Annotated in this window: 18 protein-coding genes; 9 read left to right on the forward strand and 9 right to left on the reverse strand. The window is 35.3% G+C overall.

What is annotated here, in order from left to right:
- Positions 1-61 precede the first annotated feature (61 nt).
- The 3 genes from IRZ80_RS17950 to IRZ80_RS17960 are packed head-to-tail and all read left to right on the forward strand — an operon-like array spanning position 62 to position 2,151.
- On the forward strand, positions 62-1,036 hold the full coding sequence (locus IRZ80_RS17950; RefSeq protein WP_194643239.1) for a polyprenyl synthetase family protein: 975 nt from the start codon (positions 62-64) through the stop codon (positions 1,034-1,036).
- A 12-nt stretch (positions 1,037-1,048) separates the two neighbouring features.
- Positions 1,049-1,798 (forward strand): hypothetical protein, encoded by a 750-nt coding sequence (locus tag IRZ80_RS17955; protein ID WP_194643241.1) that lies wholly within the window; start codon positions 1,049-1,051, stop codon positions 1,796-1,798.
- Positions 1,798-2,151: a hypothetical protein gene (locus tag IRZ80_RS17960; RefSeq protein WP_194643243.1), complete on the forward strand. Its 354-nt coding sequence runs from the start codon at positions 1,798-1,800 to the stop codon at positions 2,149-2,151. Before IRZ80_RS17955 ends, IRZ80_RS17960 begins: the two co-directional genes overlap by 1 nt.
- A 122-nt stretch (positions 2,152-2,273) precedes the next feature.
- On the opposite strand, the gene IRZ80_RS17965 is transcribed toward IRZ80_RS17960, so the two are convergent.
- From IRZ80_RS17965 to IRZ80_RS17975, 3 genes are read right to left on the reverse strand one after another with little or no spacing between them, the layout of a single operon-like run.
- Positions 2,274-2,564, reverse strand: a complete 291-nt coding sequence (locus IRZ80_RS17965) for a type II toxin-antitoxin system RelE/ParE family toxin (protein ID WP_194643245.1) — start codon at positions 2,562-2,564, stop codon at positions 2,274-2,276.
- Entirely contained in the window at positions 2,565-2,810 is a 246-nt protein-coding gene (locus tag IRZ80_RS17970; RefSeq protein WP_194643247.1) for a hypothetical protein, read from the reverse strand.
- Between the two features lie 55 nt (positions 2,811-2,865).
- Positions 2,866-3,324, reverse strand: coding sequence for a hypothetical protein (locus IRZ80_RS17975; protein ID WP_228520948.1), 459 nt, complete (start codon positions 3,322-3,324; stop codon positions 2,866-2,868).
- Between the two features lie 212 nt (positions 3,325-3,536).
- Here IRZ80_RS17975 and IRZ80_RS17980 point away from each other — a divergent pair, with 212 nt between their 5' ends.
- The 4 genes from IRZ80_RS17980 to IRZ80_RS17995 all read left to right on the forward strand — a co-directional run bounded on the left by IRZ80_RS17980 (position 3,537) and on the right by IRZ80_RS17995 (position 10,724).
- Complete coding sequence (locus tag IRZ80_RS17980) at positions 3,537-6,308, forward strand: 2-oxoglutarate dehydrogenase E1 component (protein WP_194643249.1); 2,772 nt, start codon at positions 3,537-3,539, stop codon at positions 6,306-6,308.
- 90 nt (positions 6,309-6,398) lie between these two features.
- The gene (odhB, locus tag IRZ80_RS17985; protein ID WP_194643251.1) at positions 6,399-7,631 is read left to right on the forward strand and encodes a 2-oxoglutarate dehydrogenase complex dihydrolipoyllysine-residue succinyltransferase; all 1,233 of its coding nucleotides are present in this window, start codon (positions 6,399-6,401) and stop codon (positions 7,629-7,631) included.
- An 87-nt stretch (positions 7,632-7,718) separates the two neighbouring features.
- Positions 7,719-9,389: a WG repeat-containing protein gene (locus IRZ80_RS17990; RefSeq protein WP_194643253.1), complete on the forward strand. Its 1,671-nt coding sequence runs from the start codon at positions 7,719-7,721 to the stop codon at positions 9,387-9,389.
- Between the two features lie 96 nt (positions 9,390-9,485).
- On the forward strand, positions 9,486-10,724 hold the full coding sequence (locus IRZ80_RS17995; protein WP_194643255.1) for a TCR/Tet family MFS transporter: 1,239 nt from the start codon (positions 9,486-9,488) through the stop codon (positions 10,722-10,724).
- Positions 10,725-10,802: 78 nt separating this feature from the next.
- Here IRZ80_RS17995 and IRZ80_RS18000 read toward each other — a convergent pair whose 3' ends face one another.
- From IRZ80_RS18000 to IRZ80_RS21070, 6 genes are all read right to left on the reverse strand, one after another.
- A complete protein-coding gene (locus IRZ80_RS18000) occupies positions 10,803-14,114 on the reverse strand; it encodes a T9SS type A sorting domain-containing protein (RefSeq protein ID WP_194643257.1) in 3,312 nt (1,103 codons plus the stop codon).
- Positions 14,115-14,169: 55 nt separating this feature from the next.
- The gene (locus tag IRZ80_RS18005) at positions 14,170-14,607 is read right to left on the reverse strand and encodes a retropepsin-like aspartic protease (protein ID WP_194643259.1); all 438 of its coding nucleotides are present in this window, start codon (positions 14,605-14,607) and stop codon (positions 14,170-14,172) included.
- Between the two features lie 47 nt (positions 14,608-14,654).
- Positions 14,655-17,318: a CHAT domain-containing protein gene (locus IRZ80_RS18010; protein ID WP_194643261.1), complete on the reverse strand. Its 2,664-nt coding sequence runs from the start codon at positions 17,316-17,318 to the stop codon at positions 14,655-14,657.
- 84 nt (positions 17,319-17,402) lie between these two features.
- Positions 17,403-19,352 carry a PKD domain-containing protein gene (locus IRZ80_RS21240; RefSeq protein ID WP_194643263.1) on the reverse strand — a complete coding sequence of 650 codons (1,950 nt, stop codon included), beginning with the start codon at positions 19,350-19,352 and terminating at the stop codon, positions 17,403-17,405.
- Between the two features lie 125 nt (positions 19,353-19,477).
- On the reverse strand, positions 19,478-20,239 hold the full coding sequence (locus IRZ80_RS18020) for a hypothetical protein (protein ID WP_228520949.1): 762 nt from the start codon (positions 20,237-20,239) through the stop codon (positions 19,478-19,480).
- 78 nt (positions 20,240-20,317) lie between these two features.
- Entirely contained in the window at positions 20,318-20,464 is a 147-nt protein-coding gene (locus IRZ80_RS21070; RefSeq protein ID WP_228520950.1) for a hypothetical protein, read from the reverse strand.
- A 639-nt stretch (positions 20,465-21,103) separates the two neighbouring features.
- On the opposite strand from IRZ80_RS21070, the gene IRZ80_RS18025 reads away from it, so the two are divergent.
- On the forward strand, positions 21,104-21,688 hold the full coding sequence (locus IRZ80_RS18025) for an RNA polymerase sigma factor (RefSeq protein WP_194643264.1): 585 nt from the start codon (positions 21,104-21,106) through the stop codon (positions 21,686-21,688).
- A 2-nt stretch (positions 21,689-21,690) separates the two neighbouring features.
- Positions 21,691-22,416, forward strand: coding sequence for a tetratricopeptide repeat protein (locus IRZ80_RS18030; RefSeq protein WP_194643266.1), 726 nt, complete (start codon positions 21,691-21,693; stop codon positions 22,414-22,416).
- The last annotated feature ends 66 nt before the right edge of the window (positions 22,417-22,482 follow it).

Raw genomic sequence — 22,482 nt, forward strand, 5'->3', positions numbered from 1 at the left:
GCGGTAATAATTTACATTGTAATTAGTATCTTTGGGCTTTTGCAAATCAGAAAATCATTTTATGCTTCCTATACACGAATATCAAGAACATTTTTTACAGTATTTAGAAAATCAAAAAATCAATAAAGAGCCAAAAAATCTATACGAACCAATTGATTACATTTTAGGGCTTGGCGGTAAACGGATGCGTCCGGTGCTGACTTTAATGGCAGCAGAAGTTTTTGATGCAGATTACACAAAAGCACTTCCGGCGGCTACAGCTGTTGAAGTTTTTCATAATTTTTCGCTGGTACATGATGATATTATGGATGATGCTCCTTTAAGAAGAGGCCAGCAGACTGTTCACGAAAAATGGAATCTTAACGCAGGGATACTTTCCGGAGATGCAATGCTGATTTTGGCTTACCAATATTTTGAAAAATATGAGCCGGCCGTATTTAGGGATCTGGCAAAACTGTTTAGTAAAACGGCTATAGAAGTTTGTGAAGGACAGCAATGGGATGTAGATTTTGAAACCCGTACTGATGTTACCATTCCGGAATATCTTAAAATGATTGAATATAAAACAGCTGTTCTAGTTGCTGCAGCCATGAAAATGGGCGCAATTATTGCAGATACTTCAAAGGAAAATGCTGATTTAATCTATAACTTCGGACTTAATTTGGGAATAGCTTTCCAACTGCAGGATGATTATCTGGATGCTTTTGGTGATCCGGAAACTTTTGGCAAACAAGTAGGAGGTGATATTATCGAAAACAAGAAAACTTATCTGTATCTGAAAGCATTAGAATTTTCTACACCTGAAAAAGCTTTGGAATTAGAGCAATTATTCAGTCTCCAATTAGATGAAAACGCAGAGAAAATAGAAACTGCAAAAACTATTTTTAATGAATCGGGTGCTTCAAAAGCGACTCAGGAAGCGATAGAGAGTTATACTTTTAAGGCATTTGAAACTTTGGAAAAAATGGACATCGATTTTTCAAAAAAAGAGGTGCTGAAGGCTTTTGGCGAAAACCTGATGGGAAGGAAAGTTTAATATGCAGGATTTATGGATGCCGTAGTAAATACCCTTTTTTTCATTGACGAAAAATATAATATCAGAAAGCAGATGGTTTTTGCTGTCTGTTTTCCTTTGTTTACAATTTTGGCTTTGGGGATTGACAGCGTTTATTTTAATGATCATTATTTTGACGGACGCCAGATCACAAACCTTTTGGTGGTGATTTATTATTCTTTTTTCTTTTGGTTTTCGGATTCGTATTTGAGGAAACTGATGTTTGTAATGGTTTTTTTATCTTATATAGGGGAATTGATTTTTTGTCCCTTACTTGGAATGTATAATTACAGGACAGAGGCTATCCCGTTATATGTTCCTTTTGGGCATGCTATTGTTTATGCTTCTGGTTATGTTTTTGCACATACGGAATGGGCATTTAAAAACGATAATCAGCTGAGAAAATATTTTGCTGCAGGATTCGCAGTATTGTTTTTGTTGGTTGGAATCTTTCTGAAAGATGTCTTTACACTTATTCTGGGAACTCTTTTCTTTTGGGTTTTAAAGAGAAAAAAATGGCAGAACTTATATTGTTTTATTGCCATTTGTGTTATATTTATTGAACTGACTGGGACATTTTTTCAATGCTGGAAATGGGTTCCAAAAATCTTCGGGTTAATTCCCGTGGCCAATCCTCCCATGGGAGCCGTATTCGTATATGCAGGAGGCGATGTTCTTTTGTCTAAAATTGTTGATTATTGGAAGCGAAAACAACAAGTAAGCAATATTGAAATTTTAAAATAATGTATATTTCTCCAGTAAATACCGATTTGTTATTCGAAGAAGCCCAAAAAGAATCTTTATACCTGAGATTGATTGAACAGCTCAATAAGGATTTTAATCTGGCAAATGAAGGAATTGATTTTCCTTTGAGTATTTCGCCCGATGAATTAAAAATACAGCTGCATGAAAAAATCTATCGGCTCATACAATACAAATTTGCTGAATATCTGAATCTGCTTTATATTATTGATGTTTCAGAAGATCAGATAAAAAAACTGGACGGCAGTGATTTAGTAATTCTTGCAGAACAGGTTTCTTTTTTAATCCTTAAAAGAGAATGGCAGAAAGTCTGGTTTAGGAATAAGTATAAGTAAAAAGAATATTGTAAATAAAGGTTTTACAAATGTTTTATTTTAAGTGGTATTGCTTTTTTCTTCCAATATTTAAATGATTAGATGGTATAATGGGTTTTTCATCTTCGGCATATAATCGAATTTTACAATATAAGCTTGTCGGGATTTTGCCTGGTATCAAAAATAGTCACTATGATTAATGTCTTAGCTTCTATTGTGTAAATGATTTTATAGTGTCTTACAATTATTTTTCGATAAGTAGTGTCAATTTCATCGACTTGATATTGTTCGATAAATCGAATCTCCTTAATAGTTTTTAATATCTCGGTTAAGATTTTTTTCGAACTTTGAATAGATTTTTGCCTGTAATAATTTTGAATGGTTTTTAATTCTTGTTTGGTATCATCTGTCCAAACTATATTTATTTTGTCCATTTACCAGCTTTCAATTTCTTTTTCTAAATCTTCTTGTGTAGTGTGATTTCCTTTCTTGAAATCTAACAAGGCGTCTGAAATTTTTTGCTTGTATTGTTTTCTGGTTAATGGTTTTCCTTCAACACTATGGGCAACAATTTCTTCTTCATTATAATTGTCAATAGTTTTTTTAACAATTTTGAGAAGGTTTTCATCTGCTATATTTAAAGATTTTAAAATACTGTCTTTCAGTTCTAAAGCTCCCATTTTTATTTTTTAAATTACAATTACAAAGATACTATTTATATTTTATTTCTAATAATCAAAAATACGCTCTAACAAAAGGCATAAGAGCATCGCTATATACATTGTCGTTTTCGTCAAACAATACATTATAAGCAAGTCCTACTGTTACATTTCCGGTTCGATAACCTGCGCCAAGAAATAAAGCCGTATTCCAGAAATTGTCTGTATATGCTTTTTGACTGTAATAAGCGTCATAATGGTTGTTAACATAAGATTCATTCAGATTTATCGAAAGCTGAATCTCTGGAATCGGATTAATGTAAGTTAGAAAACTGACACCGTACACTCCTGAATCGTAGTATCCTTTAGAAGAAACATAACTTGCCTGAAGACCAATACCTGTCGCCAAATAAGGATTTACATTATAAATAGCACTGGGTGCAACTGAAATATCGGTATAACCGTTTCCAAAACTTACTCCTAAACCGCCTCCAAATTGTACTTTTTCCCAAAAAGGACTTCTCGCCGTAGGCATTTGCTGGTATTGAGCTATTACGTTTTCGTAAAAGAGAAAGATAAAAAAGATGAAAAGATACTTTGTGGGGGAGGAAAAGGCTGATTTTTTCATACTTCTGGCTTTATTTAACAAATTTTTACGTAAAAGTACGTAAAAAAATAGATTTAAATAAATTGGTTTATCGTATTTTTGCCGGACTATTTAACAAAAGTATATTCAATAACAGTATTATGGATAGGTTTTCATTTTTAAACGCAGCACATACAGAATTTTTTGCTCAATTATACGATCAATATTTAGAAAACCCGGATAGTGTAGAACCTAGCTGGAGAAGTTTCTTTCAAGGTTTTGACTTTGGAATGACTACTTATAATGATGAAAATCCGGTTCAGCGAATTGTTGAATATGTGGAAACAGGTGCTGACTGCAGTCTGGTTTCAGATAAACTGCAGAAAGAATTCAATGTTTTAAAGTTAATTGATGGATACCGCACACGTGGTCATTTATTCACAAAAACAAATCCGGTTCGTGACCGTAGAAAAAGTTCTCCGACTTTGGATATCGAAAATTTTGGTTTATCAGCTGCTGATTTATCAACTGTTTTTGATGCTGCACAGGCAATTGGTGTTCCGCCTTGCTCTTTACAAGATATTATAACACGTCTTCAGGCGATATACTGCCAGCATATTGGTGTTGAGTATATGTATATCCGTAATCCTGGTGTTGTAAAATGGGTTCAGGATAAATTAGGAGTTAATAATAACCAGCCAAATTTTACTGCTGAAGAGAAAAAGAATATATTAAACAAATTGAATGAAGCTGTTTCTTTTGAAAACTTCCTGCATACTAAATACGTAGGGCAAAAACGTTTCTCATTAGAAGGAGGAGAATCTGTAATTCCTGCTCTTGATGCTTTGATTGAAAAGGCCGCCGAAAAAGGAGTGGAGCAGTTCGTAATGGGAATGGCTCACCGTGGTCGTTTGAATGTTTTGGCAAATATTTTTGGCAAATCGACTCAAGATATCTTCGGAGAATTTGACGGTAAAGATTACGATCAGGAATACTTTGACGGTGACGTAAAATACCATTTAGGACTTACTGCCGATAAAGTAACTAAATCAGGTAAAAAAATAAACATCAATTTAGCTCCAAATCCTTCGCATCTTGAAACAGTAGGCGCAGTAATCGAAGGAATTACAAGAGCAAAACAAGATAAATATTTTGCTGATGATTTTTCTAAAGTACTTCCAATTGCCGTTCACGGTGATGCTGCGATCGCAGGACAAGGTATCCTTTATGAAATCATTCAGATGTCATTGCTTGACGGATATAAAACAGGCGGAACTATTCACGTTGTAATCAACAACCAGGTTGGATTTACAACTAACTATTTGGACGCCCGTTCTTCAACTTATTGTACCGATGTTGCCAAAGTAACGCTTTCACCGGTATTGCACGTAAATGCGGACGATGCCGAGGCTGTTGTTCACGCAATGTCTTTTGCATTGGATTACAGAATGGAATTTGGACGTGACGTATTTATCGATTTGTTAGGATATAGAAAATACGGTCATAATGAAGGGGATGAACCTCGTTTTACGCAGCCGGTTTTATATAAAATCATTGCAAAACACCAAAATCCAAGAGATATTTATGCTGAAAAACTATTGTCAGAAAGAGTTATCGATGCTAACTATGTAAATACAATAGAAAAAGAGTACAAAAAGGATCTTGAAGAAAACTTAGAAGCTTCCCGTAAAAAAGATTTGACAATCATTACTCCGTTTATGCAGAATGAATGGAAAGGATTCGAGCAGGTTTCTGACGATGTGATGCTGAAAAAAGTAGATACAAAGGTTGACAGATCTACTTTGGATTCTATCATAAAAACAGTATCAACTTTACCATCTGATAAAAAATTCATTAACAAAATTTCAAAAATTGTTACTGATAGAAAGACTGGATACGACAACAATACGATCGATTGGGGTACTGCAGAAACATTGGCTTATGGTTCGTTATTGACTGAAGGTTTTGATGTACGTATTTCAGGGCAGGACGTAGAGCGTGGGACTTTCTCACACCGTCATGCTGTGGTAAAAGTTGAGGATTCTGAAGAAGAAGTAATTTTATTGGATCATGTCGAAAACAAGAAAGGAAACTTCCATATTTATAACTCGTTCTTGTCAGAATATGGTGTGTTAGGTTATGATTATGGATATGCTTTGGCCAACCCGAATGCTTTGACAATTTGGGAAGCACAATTTGGGGATTTCTCAAACGGTGCCCAAATTATGATTGACCAATATATTTCATGTGGTGAAGACAAATGGAATAACCAAAACGGATTGGTAATGTTGTTGCCTCACGGATACGAAGGACAAGGAGCAGAGCACTCATCTGCACGTATGGAGCGTTATTTACAACTTTGTGCACGTCACAATATGTATGTTGCCGATTGTACAACTCCAGCGAACTTCTTCCACTTGTTGAGAAGACAAATGAAAACTAATTTCCGTAAACCGCTAGTGGTTTTCTCACCTAAGAGTTTACTGCGTGATCCAAGATGTGTATCTCCAGTTGAAGATTTCACTTCAGGTGAGTTCCAAGAAACAATTGATGACAATACAGTAAATAAAAAAGACGTTAAGACTCTTGTTTTCTGTACCGGTAAATTCTACTACGATATTACTGCAGAAAGAGAAAATAACGGAAGAAAAGATGTTGCGGTTGTTCGTATCGAGCAATTGTTCCCGTTCCCAGCTGATCAAATCAAAGAAATCATTGCCAAATATCCAAATGCCGACGATTACGTTTGGGCACAGGAAGAACCTAAAAATATGGGAGCTTACAGCTTTATGCTGATGAATTTTGACTTGGTTAAATGGAGATTGGCTTCGTTGAAAGCATATTCTGCTCCTGCATCAGGAAGTTATACACGTTCAAAACGACGCCACGCCGATGCTATCAGAATGGTATTTGATAAAAATTTATTTAGATAAAAAAAAGTTTAAAAGTTTAATGTCAAACCAATTAAACTTTAAACAAAAAATATTTTAGAATATAAAATTCATAATTTAAAATAATAAGACATGATTTTAGAAATGAAAGTCCCATCACCAGGGGAATCAATCAAAGAAGTAGAAATTGCAACATGGTTAGTAAAAGACGGAGATTATGTAGAAAAAGACCAAGCTATTGCTGAGGTTGATTCTGATAAAGCGACACTTGAACTGCCAGCTGAAATGAGCGGAGTTATCACGCTAAAAGCAGAAGAAGGTGACACAGTAGCAGTTGGGGCAATTGTTTGTCTTATTGATACTGATGCAGCAAAACCAGCAGGTTCTGCACCTGTAGCAGCTCCAGCAGCGGAAGCTCCAAAAGCAGCACCAGCACCAGTGGCTCCTGCTCCAGTAGCAGCTGCGCCAGCGCCAGCATCATCTTATGCAGCAGGAACGCCGTCTCCAGCAGCTAAAAAAATATTAGACGAAAAAAATATTGCTCCAGCAACAGTTTCAGGAACTGGTAAAGGCGGAAGAATAACTAAAGATGATGCTGTAAATGCAGTGCCGTCAATGGGAACTCCAACTGGAGGAAACCGTGGTCAGGATCGTACAAAATTATCAATGCTTCGTCGTAAAGTAGCTGAAAGATTAGTAGCTGCTAAAAACGAAACAGCAATGTTAACTACTTTCAACGAAGTTAACATGACGCCAATCAACTTGATCCGTAACGAATACAAAGATGCTTTCAAAGCAAAACATGGCGGACTTGGTTTAGGATATATGTCTTTCTTTACTAAAGCAGTTACAAGAGCTTTGGAATTATATCCAGATGTAAATTCTATGATGGACGGTGATCATAAAATTGCTTTCGATTTCGCTGATATTTCTATTGCAGTTTCAGGGCCAAAAGGACTTATGGTTCCTGTAGTTCGTAATGCTGAAAACTTGACTTTCCGTGGTGTTGAAGCTGAAATTAAAAGATTGGCTTTGAGAGCTCGTGACGGACAGATCACAGTTGACGATATGACAGGAGGAACATTCACAATTACAAATGGTGGTGTTTTCGGAAGTATGTTATCGACACCAATTATCAACCCTCCTCAATCTGGAATCTTAGGAATGCACAACATTATCGAGCGTCCAATCGCCGTAAACGGTAAAGTAGAAATTCACCCAATGATGTACGTAGCACTTTCTTATGACCACAGAATCATCGACGGACGTGAGTCTGTAGGTTTCTTGGTTGCAGTAAAAGAAGCTTTGGAAAACCCATTAGAATTATTGATGGGCGGTAATGCTAAAAAAGCATTAGAATTGTAGTATTACAGCACATTATATTTGCAATAAAAAACTCGCTTTTTAAGCGGGTTTTTTTTATACTTGCATTTCAAAAAAATAATTCAAAATATGAAAAATCAAATTAAAGTTTTACTGCTTTCAGCAATGGTTTTATCTTTTCAAAACAGCTTTTCGCAAAAGAAAAAGCCAGGACAGAAAAGCAAACCTAAAACCGAAACGATAAAAGGTGATCCACAGCCTGATGTAATGCTCGTAAGCGATGCACCAGTCATGGCAGAGGAGTCGCCTGTGTCTATATCGGAAGTACGCTCAGATGGGAATTATGGACGTTACGCCACAGAAAAAATAAATGACGAAACAATTTGGTTTTATGATAAGTACAATAGTAATTATAAATTTGGTATCAAAAAAAGAGACCAGGTGCTTCTGCCTGCTTTATTCGAAAGAAAAACATATCCAGCTGTAAGCGATAATAGTTCTTTTCCGATGGGAATTGGAAAAAATTATGGCCTTTATAATGTTGAAAAAGAAATTTGGGAAATCCCGATGATTTACTACTCTTTGGATCACATCGGAAATGATATTTTTTCGGCACGTACTAAGAACGGTTATTATGGAGTGATAAGCAGAAATAATAAAGTGTTAATTCCGTTCAAATGGGCTGAAATCAGCAGTATTTCTGGTGTAGAGAATTATTTTATTCTTCAGGATAAAAAAACAAATTTAAGAGGTCTATATAGTCTTTTGAACGGGAAATTTGTAATACCGTGTGAGTATCAGTATATTCAGACTGTTGATAAAAGCAATTATTTTAAAGTAGATAATGAAAAAGGATCTAATCTGGTTTCTATTGATAATAAACCAAAATTCAAAAAATGGTACACTCAGATAAACAGTGTTAGCAGCAGTAAAAATTTTATTGTAAAACTGAACGATAAAATGGGGATTATTGATGAAAATGAAAACATTGTTCTGCCAATAGAATACAAGGATATTAAAACTTATCCATACAATGACGGTTCATTTTTGGCTGTCAATAAAGAAGGTAAATACGGCTGTGTCTTAATTAACGGGAAAATTTCTCTGCCATTTGAATACGATCAGATTAATACCAGCTATTCTAATAATCTGAAAACGACAAAAAACAATAAATGTGGTCTGATACAGGTAAACAGCGGGACTCCATATGAAATTGTTACCTGCGAATATGACAATATCAATATTGAAAACGAAACATTTATTGTAGAGAAAAACGGTCTTTTTGGGATGCTGGATTCTTTCGGTAAATTAATTGCTCCCTGTGAATATGAATCCATTGACAAGGTAGTGAGCAAGAACAACAACTATTCCAGTAATTTTGTGTTCATCGCAAAGAAAGACAAGAAATTTGTTTTACTGGACAAAAATGCACAGCAGATCTCCGCAGCTGCTTATTCTAATATTTCACCCGTTACTTTTTTGAATAAAAATGGTTCTTATTATGATGAATCAAAGTTTAGTTATTTAATGTTTCAAAACAATAATAAAGCAGGTCTGCTGGATATGCTGGGACAGCAGGTAATGGAGTCTAATTACGAGGAAATTATTGGTGAAAACAATAATCTTTTGCTTGTAAAACAAAAAGGTAAAATAGGAGTATATAATCTGCTTACCAAAACTGAAACAATTCCTTGTGTTTATGACCAGATTGTACTGGATCCAAACGGTAATTATGGAGTTAAAGGAAAAGAAATTTATTCAATAGATTTGAATGATAATACAAAAACAGTGAAACTGTAATCAGGCAGTTTTTTTAAAATAAAAGAATCCGTCTCATTTTCCTAAAAAAGCGAGACGGTTTTTTTGTTTATTTGCTATACCAATTAAGACACATTTATGGCATCAAACAAAAAACAAGCCGCAGTTGGCTTTATCTTCATCACAATGTTAATCGATATTACAGGCTGGGGAATCATTATTCCAGTTATTCCAAAACTGATTAAAGAATTAATACATGGCGATGTAAGCGAAGCGGCAAAATACGGCGGCTGGCTTACATTTGCCTATGCGATTACCCAATTTATGTTTGCGCCTTTAATAGGTAATCTGAGTGATAAATTTGGGCGGAGACCTATAATTCTAATTTCGCTTTTTGCTTTTTCGCTGGATTATATTCTGTTGGCATTTGCGCCAACGATTACATGGCTGTTTGTTGGAAGAATAATTGCTGGATTGACCGGTGCAAGTATTTCTACTGCTTCGGCGTATATAGCCGATGTGAGCACGCCAGAGAATAGAGCCAAAAACTTCGGTATGATTGGTGTAGCTTTTGGCCTTGGATTTATAATCGGGCCCGTTTTGGGAGGTGTATTGGGACATTATGGATCCAGAATTCCGTTTTATGCAGCAGCGGTTTTGTGCATGCTGAATTTCTTGTACGGATATTTTATTCTGCCCGAATCCTTATCCAAAGAAAATAGAAGACCAGTGAATTTGAAAAGAGCTAACCCAATCGGAGCGTTTTTAAACCTTAAAAAATACCCTTCTCTTTACGGATTATTGATTGCTTTGTTTTTAATTTTTGTTGCATCGCATGCAGTCGAAAGTAACTGGAGTTATTTCACAATGTACAAATTTGGCTGGGATGAAAAAATGGTCGGAATTTCACTAGGTGTTGTCGGCGTTTTAGTAAGTCTGGTACAGGGTGGGCTTATACGTTGGACTAGCAGAAAATTAGGAAACGAAAAAAGTATTTATATCGGAATGACATTGTATACGATCGGAATGTTATTGTTTGCTTTTGCTTCAGAAAGCTGGATGATGTTTCTCTTTTTGATTCCGTATTGTCTTGCAGGGATTGCTGGACCATCATTGAGGGCTATAGTTACAAATCATGTTTTGCCAACAGAACAAGGTGAAATTCAGGGAACAATAGCAAGTTTAATGAGTGCAGCAACTATAATTGGACCACCAATAATGTCAAGTCTTTTTTATTATTTTACGCATAAAGGCTCACCATTTGAATTTGCAGGAATGCCATTTATTCTAGGTGCTGTATTGATGATAATTAGCGGTATTGTTTCGTATTTTTCATTGAAAAAATATGTTATTTCAAAAGGAGATAATAAAGGGTAATTATTGTTTAAAAATAAAAGAGATTGTTTCAGTTCTTATTTGAAACAATCTCTTTTTTTATATTTAAACCGAAAAAAATTATTCTTTTATGATTTTCATCGTTTTTTGCTTGTTTTCTGATTGTATTTTTAGGAAATAAACGCCTGATGAAATATTTGATAAATCAATTTCAGAATGAGAAGCTTTTATTTTCTTTATCAAAATCGTTTCTCCTTTTATTGAGATAAGAGAAACCTCATCTATTGTTGATGTATTCGAAAACGTTAAAATATTTTTTACAGGATTAGGGTAGTAAGCAAAATTTGTGATGTCAAAATCATTAGTTCCTAAAGTGCTTAATTTTGTTGTAACGGCCAGTCTTTCTTTGCTTTCAATTCCGTTTATGGTTTGTGAAGCATAATAGGTTGTTCCTTCAACTATAACTGTTGTTAATGGTAATTCGGTTTCGGCAGTTTTACTGGTTTTGCTCGTCGTTGAACTTTCTTTTAGATACCATTTAATGTTTGGAATATCAATTTTAATATCAGCTAATGTTTGACCTTTTGTAAAATTTATATTAATAGCTTTTTTGCTGTCTACTAAAGGGGCTGGAGGATTGATTGTATTTGAAAATGATAGGTAACATCCGTTTTGATCTTGTGTTATTGTTGTATAGATCCCTGGTGCTAAACTTGTAAATGTATTGTTTGTTGTAAATACACCTAAATTTGGAGAAATAGCATAATTGATAATGCCAGTTCCACCTGTGCCGTTTATTGTTATGGTTTGATCTTTGGTTTCAACAGTTGCTGTAAGCGGAGTAGCAGGTTCTGCTATAATAATGTTCGTTGACACTAAACAGCCAAGCGCATCTTTAATCACGATGTTTTGTAAGCCCGCCGATAAACCGTTAAAAACATTTGAAGTTTGATATGTATTGCCAATTGAATAGGTGTAAGGGCTTTGTCCTCCAGTTGCAATGACAGTAACCGAACCTGTATTAGCTCCTTTACAGCTTATGTCAGTTTTTGTTGTGTTGACAAGTAAAGGCGATTGCGATTTTATTGATACAGAATTATTTGCAATACATCCATTAGAATCTTTTACGTAAACGGAATAAGTCCCGGCCGTTAAATTTGAAAAATCAGAAGTAGATGCAAATATAATTCCACCATCTATTGAATATTTATATGGTGCAACGCCTCCTGTTGCAGTAACATTTAGGGATGCATTACTTAAGCAGTCTATAGGTTTTGTGATCATAGTTGTTGCATTTAGCAATGTAGGCTGAATTATATCAACAAATATCATTGCCAAGCATCCAAGAGAATCTCTAATCGTTACATTGTAGCTGCCGGCTGATAAGCCATTAAAAATATTTGACTTTTGAAAAACATTACCATTACCAATTGAGTATTCGTAAGGAGCTTGTCCGCCAGTGGTGTTGATGTATATCATTCCGTCTGATGAACCAGAACAAGTGATATTCGTTTTTGTGGCAGTTGCTGTTAATAGAGTAGGTTGAATTAAGATTATATCATTTGTAAGCACTGTACAATTACTGGAATCTTTAACTGTAAAACGATAGGTTCCAGATGTTAAATTTGTAAAAAGGTTGGAAACTCCATACGAACCTCCATTCATCGAATATAGATAAGAACCATTTCCTCCCGATACATCAATTTTTATTGAAGCATTACTCACACAATCTATTGGTTTGGTAATTGTAGCATTTGCTGTAATTGGAATAGGTGGAACTACTGTTATTGTGTTGGTAGTAGAGATTGTGTTTGTAGCATCTTTTACTATTACATAATAAATGCCTGCACTAAGATTACTAAAAATATTGCTCGATTGATAAGGATTACCATTTAGTGAATAGGTGTATGGTGCTATTCCTCCAGAAGTGGTAATAGTAATTTCGGCATTACTGTTACAATCTAATTTTTTAGTGAGTGTTATAAGATTAGTTAGAGGAGAAGCTTTAATACTTGCAGAAAAAGTATTTGATTCGCAGCCTTTTGAATCCTTTATCAAGATCTTGTGATTTCCAACACTTAAATTATTAAAAACATTATCAGATTGATACGCTGTAGAATCAACTGAAAATTGATAAGGAGCAATACCGCCTTTACCATTAATTGTTAAAGTCTGTTCATTAATAATAAAATCAGCTAATATTGGTTCTGGCTCTATTACTGTATGAGATACTTTTATTAAACAATCATTGGCATCCTTTATAGTTAATCCATAGTTTCCAAAGCCAACATTAGTGTAAGTATTGTTAGATGAGTAAGGATTATCATTTAAAGAATATTGATAAGGAGATTTTCCTCCCGCAGCCGTAACGGTTAATGATGTTTTGTCTTTCGCACATAATAATGTTCCGCTCGAAACAGTTGCTTTTAATGTTGGGTAATTTTCGACTGTAATTAGCATTGCCGGAGAAACACAGTTATTTTGGTCTCTTACAAAACACACATAATCTCCCGCTGGCACATTATAAAATGTATCGCTAGTGGTGTAAGTAGCTCCGCCATCAAAAGAATAATTATATGGAGCTTGTCCAGCAGTTGCGACAACAGTTATTGACGAATTAGTAGAACAATCAACAGGGTTAGTAATAAGTGCAACTCCACTTACTGGTACAAGTGGCGTTATAGTTATTGGTTTTGTATTTGTGATTGTGTTTTGGGAGTCTTTCACAGTTATAGTATATGTCCCCGGACTTAAATTATCAAAAATATTAGCTGCTTGATATTTCGCTCCATCATTTATGGAATAAGCATAAGGACCTTGTCCACCAGCAGCAGCAGCCATTAATGATGCATTACTATTACAATCTATTTGTTTGGTAATCGTTATTGTAGCATTCAAAGGAGGTTTAATAATAGCATCTTCTATGATAACTAAGCAGCCATTACTGTCTTTTACGCTGACTGTATATGTTCCTGGAGCTAAATTGCTAAACGTATCAGAGGTCTGGGCATTGGCTGCTAAAGAACCATTGATCGTTAACCAATATGCATAAGGAGCTGTTCCCCCAGTTGCATTTACCGTTATATTTTGTCCTGATACCGTTACAGCTGCATTTAGAATTGCTGGCTCAGTTACAACTACAGAATTAAAAACGGTAGCGCCAAGAGCATCTTTTGTAATAATATTATATGTCCCTGGTGATAAATTAAAAGTATCAAAAATGATAGATTGAAATGAACCATTATTAATAGAATAAGTGTAAGGCGATTGACCGCCAATTGCAACAATGTGTAAAGAACCGCTATTGCTGCCATAACAGTAACTATTAGTAATTGCACAAACAGAAGATAATGGGGTAGAAACTGAAGAATTGTCTTTTGGGTATAGATTTAGAGAAATAAAAACAATTAAAATGAGTAATTTTTTTTTCACAAGTATAGGTTTGTTAAATTTAGGTTTAACAAATATAGATAAAAAACTTTTTATACTATTTCAAATACAAACAATGATTATAGTAATCAATAATTCCTTTGCCTTTCAGCAGGACATCGGCACCAATAATGCCGTGAACGGGCTTGACTTTATATTGGCTCAAAGCTTCGTTAACATGTGATAAATCAAAAATCACGAGATCCAGTTTGCTGGTTTTCCATTTGGCTAATTTGAGTTTGTTGCCCGAAGCCATTTGCGTTAGCATGCCCGTAGCTCCGGCACCCGAAGCTTTGGTTTTGGAATTTTTGGCTTCCAAAGCAAAATATTCAATACTTTCAAATCCCACACAGCTGTTGGAAGCGCCCGTGTCGAGTATAAAATTTCCCTTTACGCCATTAATTTCTGCCTTGATTAAAAGGTGCTGGGTTTTGGTTACTTTAAACTTGACTTTTTTATAGTCTGCTTTTTTGAGTTTTTCGTGTAAGTTTTTCATTTTGCAAATGGCTTTTCGGTAAAGTAAAAATAGGATTTGTTAGGAGATTATTGGTTTTTGAATTTCAGTTTTTCTTTTTTAATTCGTTTAGTAATAAATTTAAACAATAAAACCCCTCCGACTAGTACTGCGCAAATCACTAGTCCAAATAACAGATAGTTGCATTCATGTCTGCCTTCGATATTTCCATAATACACAAAAGCGGCCCAATAATACGGTGATTTTTTCGCGTTTGATATATTTTTGTTTTTTAGAAAGTCCCGTTTGGTATTGGCATTAGCTTCAATGTAAGATTGTCCGTTTTTGATGTTTTGGTAAAAGGAATCCATGAAAATCGAGGTGGTGTAATCATTGACTTTCCATAAAGAAAATAGCAGGTTTTGCGCTCCCGCAAATTGAAATCCTCTAGCGACACTCATCGCACCTTCGGATTTAAAAAGTTTTCCAATACCTGTTTCGCAGGCACTCAAAACAACCAAATCAGGATTGATATTCAAATGATACAGTTCGGAATACAGGATTTCCTGATCGTAAAATTTAATACTTGCCGGCGTTTCGATATCTCCTGATGCCGCGTGGGTGGATAAGTGAATAATGCTATAATCAGCGGCGTTTCTTTTGAAATTTTCGAAAGAGGCAGCTGCATTTTTAAAGTATTTCCCTTTAAAATTCTTTTGTATTGACTGCATTTCGTCTTTTGAATAGCTTAAAGTATAAGGAGTATTTTCGAAAACTGGAAAAATTCCCAAAACAGTCTCTTCCCGCTGTTTTTTTCTTTTGTTAAAAGACAAATAAAATCCCGCCGAATTTTCGTAACCAATGTTGTAATCGTTCAAAAGATAATGCATTTGTGCAAAATTGGCTGTTGAAGATTCTTGTGTAATCAAGGCTTCAAAAGGCAGGAAATTTAAAATTCCATCGGGAATAATGATAAGATTTTTGGATGCCGAATTCTTGGGTAATTTTAATAATTGATAAGCAGCATTTGCATAGTGATTGTAATTCTTCGGGTTATTTACAATATTCTTCGGATCATTAAAAAAGTCTATGAATTGCTTTATTTTTACTGATGTATGAGCATCATTGCTGAATGAGCTGAGATAAATCTTTTTGTCAACTATGGTAAATAAATACATGTTTTCGGCTCCTGAAAAATATTCAGCCATCACGGCATTATTCTTTTCTAATTTAGCATACAAATTATCTAAATTGATATCCTGAACAGCTTTGTCTTCTTTTTTTATTTGGCTTTGCTTTAATAAAAGCATCAGTTCGTTTTGTTTTTTGATGGCTTCGTTGATTTTGACAATATCGGCTTGATCTTCTTTTTGCTGTTCTTTTAAAATGATGCTGTTTTGATTTTGAAGCTGTTCGGAAAGTTGTTTTTCAGCGATTGACTGCGTTTTTGAATTACTGATTCCTCGTTGTAAAATGGCTGATTTTGTATATTCCGAAAGTTGAAAAGCCTTTTCGAGATAAATTGTTTTGTGTTCTTTTTCAAAAAGCGATTTGTAAATGGCAATACATTTTTCTGTGCGATTTCGATTCCTGATTTGGTTAATGATTTTCGAGTTTTCATAAACCAAAAGTGATTGAAACAGTTCTTCTATATGGAAAGCAAGTTCGTAACTTTCCAATGCTTTTTTGGGTTGGTTTTCAATCTTGAAAATTTCAGCTTGTAAGTCCAAAGCATCCAATAAAATAGACTCGGCATAAAGTGAATTTTTCTTTGGGAGAATACTTTTTTTACTCAAATAATCAGGAATCAATATTTTGAAAATACTTGTAATGACTGAGTTTGATTCGTTTGGTTTTCCAAGTTTGAAAAGAATATTGGCTTCGTCAAAATAGAATTGAGCTTTTTTTCGGGGGCTGCTATTGGGCGATTTTTCGAATTCGACTCTGGCTTTTATAAAATATGCATTTGCCAATTCAAAGTTTTGCCACTGCGCATTTAGGGCTGATAAATTACGGTAGCAATTGGCTAAAGTTTCCGATTGGTCTTTCTCGTTTTTTAATAATTTAATTGCTTCCAAATAATGTTTTTCAAGATTTTGGAAAAAATCATTTCGGATTGGGAAAGCTGGATTTGGGTCTTTATAACTCAGCACATAACTATTCCCTAGATTGTTGAGTAAAGTCCCTTTTTGAATATTGGATAATTTTTCAGTTCTAATGGTTTTTTCCAGTAAATCAATGGCAAGGTAATTTCTCCCCGAATTTTGATAAACATTTGATAAATTGAGAATGGCAGCTATTTTATTGTTTTCATTTTTTTTTGCATTGGCCAAAAAATAATACTGTTTGATGGTGTTTTCGGCATTGTCGTAGTCGCCGATGATAGTGTAGAGATTTCCCAGCGGTTTCAGGCAGTATTCTACAATATCATAATCCGAGAGTTTGTAATTTTGATAGGTTTTCCAGGCTTTTTCATAGCTGGCGATTGCCTCGTTAGTTTTGCCGAATTTATTTTCGAAATAGGCTTTGCTGCAGTCTAGGATTACGATTGAAAGTAGTGCGTCTTTTGATTTTTTGTTTTGATTTTTCCAAAAATTGATTTCGACAGTACTTAGTTTTTCAATTCCTTCCGGAGTTGGATTGGCGGTAAAATAGTCGATAGCTTCATAAGTTTGATCTTCCAGACTGTGATTTTTTTGCCCAAATGCCATTAGGGATGTAAAGAGGCAAAAGAAAATAATTTTATTTGTCATGCTGGTTTCTCTGTTCGTTTTCGCAGACTAATTAAAACAAAAAACAGGAATTAAGTATCCTGTTCCTTTGGGCTGGGTAAAAAATTAAAATTTCCAAATCGCATACAGCTGACAATAATTGAAATTATTATCGAAATTGAGAACATAGCGGGCTCCTAAACTGGGGCCGATTCGCGCAAAACCAGCAGTGAAATCGAATAAGACTCCCGATTTTAATTCAGTAAATGAATCACTCGCTGTTTCGGTTGAATAAACAGTACGTAATAACAGTTTATCCGTTGTTCCTTCGTAGATGTCGGTTTTTATGTTTTGAGTCTGCTTCTCCGAAACATTCATGTTGACTTGAAATCCTGCCCCAACGCCAAAATAGGTAGAAATATTATACCGAAACAATATTGGTATTTCCCAATTGATGTTTTTGTTTTCAACTGAAGATGTAATGCGGTTTAACTGCACAGTTCCTGTATCCTGATTTATTTTTTGGCTGACTGTCGTAGCCCCGTCATAAGAAGTGATGCTGTTTAGAAATTCGGCCTGAAGATAATAACGGTATGATTTGAATGGAGAAACTGTCGCACCCACAAAATAACTTTTTGGATTTTCCAAATTAGTGTAAATATTGTATCCGGCTTTGGCTCCAATGGATATTCCCGGAGTGAATCGGGTTGTGGCATAATTGGTTATGATGGGTTCGTTTTTGTCAAAAATGATGGCTGTCCTGCTTTTGGTTTTTATCTTGTGAAAATCTTCGTTGAATTTCATGGAGTATTTTACAAATCCTTTGGTGCTGTCTATTTCCTTTACGTTTTTCTGGCTGCTTCCCGGCAGATAAATGTTTCTAAATACAAAAAAAATCTGAGTGCTTCTCACAATGGTATCCAGACAGCTTATTGCTGGAGCTTCGCCTTTTGGGCAGATAGGACATTCGGGATACATGCTTTCGATTTTTAGGGTGCTTTTGTCAAACATATCCGGAATATCGGTTTCGAGCTGTATTTTTCTTGCTGGACCTTCGCCGTTATTTTGAAAACTCGTTTTGAATTTGACTCTTTTGTAACGTACAAATCTATAATTCATGAAACTTCCGTTGGAACCCATTTTGTTGGGGTCATGAGAAGTAACGATTTCCATTTCGAGGTTTTTTATTTTATGGTTTTTAAAGCTTCGGTTGGGAACATAAATAGAGCGCATGGTTATGGTAGCACTCGTGTCTTTAATCATTTCGGGAGTAGTTTTGAAAGTATAAAAAACATTTCTGGTCTCGCCGGGATTGTGTTCGTCTATTTCTAAAACGACAGCATCTTTATAGCTGTTTTTGGCTGCTAATAATGTTGAATCCAAGTCGGTTTCATTAGTAGTTTCTCTATATTTTTTGGCGAAAGCCAAAGTTTCGCTGGATACTAAATAGCGGTTCGAATTATCAATATCATCTGCTGCAGTGATGTTGTTTTCTTTTATAATTCTTTCACCTGCATAAGGACGCACTTCCTGTAAATCGAAATTATTGTTTTTGAATTGTTTTTCGTTGAAAAAGAGATAGAGTTTTCCATTGGTTACATAGTTTTCGAGATTTTCATAACTCACAATGACCTGCATTTCCTGATCCGGAATAGGATCACAGTTTTTTTGAATTGCTAATCCATTTTGTGGTGCAATAGAAGCAATGTCTTTGTAACTGCTGTCTTCAATGTCATTTACCACAACTTTTTTTGGGCGTGTAGCAGGCGGTTTTCCGTTGTCGTAATTATTGGTTACAGTAAGTCTGGCGGTATAAGTTCCTTTGTTTTTATAGACATGTTTGGGTTCGGCTTCTTTACTGTAATGACCGTCGCCCATTTCCCATAAGTAGGAATAACTGGGTTTTGGAGCACCGGCAATAGGAATCAATGGCGGTGTTTCGGGTTTGAAACTAACTAAATTTCCTTTTTGATCGTATCCAATAACAGCTCTTCGGGTAATGGTGTCTTTTACTTTTGTCTGAGCGCACATAGTGAAAGATGCAATTAGAAAAAAAACGAATAGCGATTTGTTCATATTTGGTTATTTTGGTCGGTCTGTATAGCTTTTTGCGTATTTTGAAATATAATTCAAATAATTTTTAAAAGTAAAAAAAAGCGGTGAGCAAATCACCACTTTTCTTATTAATTTGAATCTGTAACTTATTGAATAGCATTGACTGCAGCTACTAATTGGGCTTCGGTGCCTACGGTAGTTTCAGCCAGAGTAAAAGTATAAACAGCATTTGCCGATATAGTAACAGCTTTAACTGCATAGCGCCATTGTCCATTTTCTTCGGTGGCAAAGATTATGTGGCATGCTAGTCCAATTGGAATTTGTCCGTAATGTTCGCTGAATAATCCTGCAGTGGTGTAAGTGTCCAGTTTTGCAAGTGCGTTTTTGCCTTCGCCATCGTAAGATAAATAAATAGCACTGTTCGTATTGTCATAACCGTCAGGTGCATCAGCAAGAATAGTTGTTTTTGGTCTTGGATCGCTGTAGAATTTATCTACGTTTGTCCAGCCAAAGTTTCCAAAAGTAACATAATAATTGTTCCCTTCTCCCTGTACACCGCCTTTTCCTCCTGCAGTTCCAGGATCTGCAATATTTCTCCAGACTAAGTTTTCCGGGTCATCCTGATTACCTGCCCAAAGCAGCATTCCTGTTTTTAACCCGTCTGTTAAGCTTGTCGGGACAATAAGAGACATTGTTCCTATGGTTTCCAAGGCAACTCCGTCATTCGTGGCTTTGATGTAAAATTCACCGCCGGAGATTAATAAATTTTTCTTTCCGTCTGTTGTTAATCCCATTGTTGGTTTGTTTGCTGTAAGCATGTGTCCTTTGTCAAATATTTCTACATATTCGATGCTGACAGGACCGGTAAAAGCTAATCCGTTTTTTCTAAGATTGTCTCTGACGATCATGAGTTTTACGCCGCTGGCAGATGTAAGGGTTACTGTTCCGGTAGATTCTGTTATCGTAAAAGTTTGTTTTAGTTTTGCCTATGCTTCGGTACGGACTGCTTTGAATTCGGCAGCTGTTGCCGGAATGTTTGGGATCTCAGTATTTGGAGTGTCCTCGTTTGTACAGCTTGTCATTACGATTGCTGTTAAAAATAAAAATGCGATTGATTTTAAATTTCTGTTCATGATTTCTAATTTTTTTGAATCTGTCTTGAAATAGTCAAGAGTTTGTTGTGATTCTGGTTGTTAATTATAGTTTCTTTTGCTTTATATCAATTAAGGTCTGATATTGTTACCCTTGTTTTTGGTTTTTTTTCTCACCCCAGCCTTCTCCAGAGGAGAGGGGGATAGAATTGGATTTTTACCGTGTAATTAATGCCCAAAGTTTACTGAAGAAACTGGCTCCTATTTTTTTAATGTTTTCCATAATCTAAAAGTTTTTAAAAGTTTTAATTATCGATTTATACTGTTATATCCATTTGGTTTTATAATTGTTACCCCTGTTTTCTGAAAATTTTATTTTTTAGCAGTAAATCAATGGTTCTGCGGTATGCATAAGAGATAGAGCCAATGTTATTAAGCTTAGGATTAAATGATGATTTGATTTAAGATTTCTGATTAACGATTTTTGATTTCAGATGTGGGAGTGCTTGAAAAACAGCATCTTTTTTATTTATCATAGTAAAAATCTGAATTCAAGAATCGTTAATCTACAATCAAAAATGTTTTAATTTAATTACGCCCAAATGATTATTGGTCTTGATATATAGTGGAATAAAGCAGGTTTTGTTTCTTTTTTTAGTATTTTCGGGGAAAAGTTTTTTTATGGCTGCTGCAACTGTTCATTCCGACCAAATATATATTGAAGGACTTGCGAATAATGATTCGGAGGTTATTCATGCTATTTATAAAAAGTTTGTGCCAAAGGTGGTTCACTATATAAAAAACAATTCGGGTGATGCTGATAAGGCACAGGATGTGGTTCAGGAAGTGCTGATTTTGCTTTTTAATCAGGCCAAAGCACAGCAATTGCAATTAACCTGTCCCTTTGATGCCTACTTTTTTTTGCTGTGCAAACGGAAATGGCTCAACGAACTGAAAAAACATTCCAATAAAGGGGTAACAATTAAGGACGAGCAGCCATCTATACATGATGCTGCTGATGAGATGGTTTTGCAGACCGAGCATTTTGATGAGAAACAGCAGTTATATGACGCGATGTTTCAAAAACTGGGGGAGAAATGCCAAGAACTGATAAAGCTTAGTTTTGAGCTCCCGTCTATGGAACTGGTAGCCGAAAAACTGGCTGTTACGTATGGTTATGTCCGCAAAAAGAAATCGCTATGCATTGGCCAGCTGACACAGCTCATTCAGGAAAACAATCGTTTTAAATCTATAAAAAATACCTAGTCATGAACGAAGAACACTTTTTGGAATTTGACGAATACCTTCAAGGTGAAATGAGCGGTGCCGATAAATTGGCTTTTGAAGAGCAATTGAAACAGGAACCGGAACTCGCAATGGCTTTTGAAACCTATAAAGAACTGCATCTTCATTTGGAAAATAAGTTTGGCCAGGCCAATGAGCGTGAAGCTTTCAAAGAGAATCTGAAAAAGATCTCAAAAACCCATCATAAAAAGCATAAATCTAAAAAGATAAAGTTTAAGCCATGGCAGTATGCTGTTGCAGCTTCGGTTACAGTTTTGCTGGGTGTTTTCATTTTGAATCAAAAATCGGATCCTGTTTTTGAGGATTATAATCAGCCGGAAACTGCTTTTTTTACAGAGAGGGGAGAGGCAAATGATAATTTGAAATTGGCTCAGGATGCATTCAATGCTAAGCAGTATAAAAAAGCAATTCCGCTTTTTGAAACTATTTTGAAAACCGATAAAAATGTTGAGATTCAGTATTTTTATGGTGTTTCTTTACTTGAGGAGAATAGACTGCCTGAGGCAGAAGCTGTTTTTAATACGCTGAAATCGGGTAATTCTATTTATAAAAGCAAAGCAGTCTGGAGTTTAGCTTTGAGTAAGTTAAAACAAAAAGACTATAAATCCTGTCAAGAACTACTGCTTACCATTCCAGAGGATTATGAAGGCAATGATCAGGTTGATGCTTTGCTGGAGGAGCTGGATTAGGGTTTAGCAGCAGTTGCTTAGCAAAGAGTTTTAGAGAGATTCGCCAAGATTAAAATCTTCGCGAAT

Origin of the sequence: Flavobacterium sp. HJJ (genome assembly GCF_015351475.1) — a bacterium.
Classification (GTDB): domain Bacteria; phylum Bacteroidota; class Bacteroidia; order Flavobacteriales; family Flavobacteriaceae; genus Flavobacterium; species Flavobacterium marginilacus.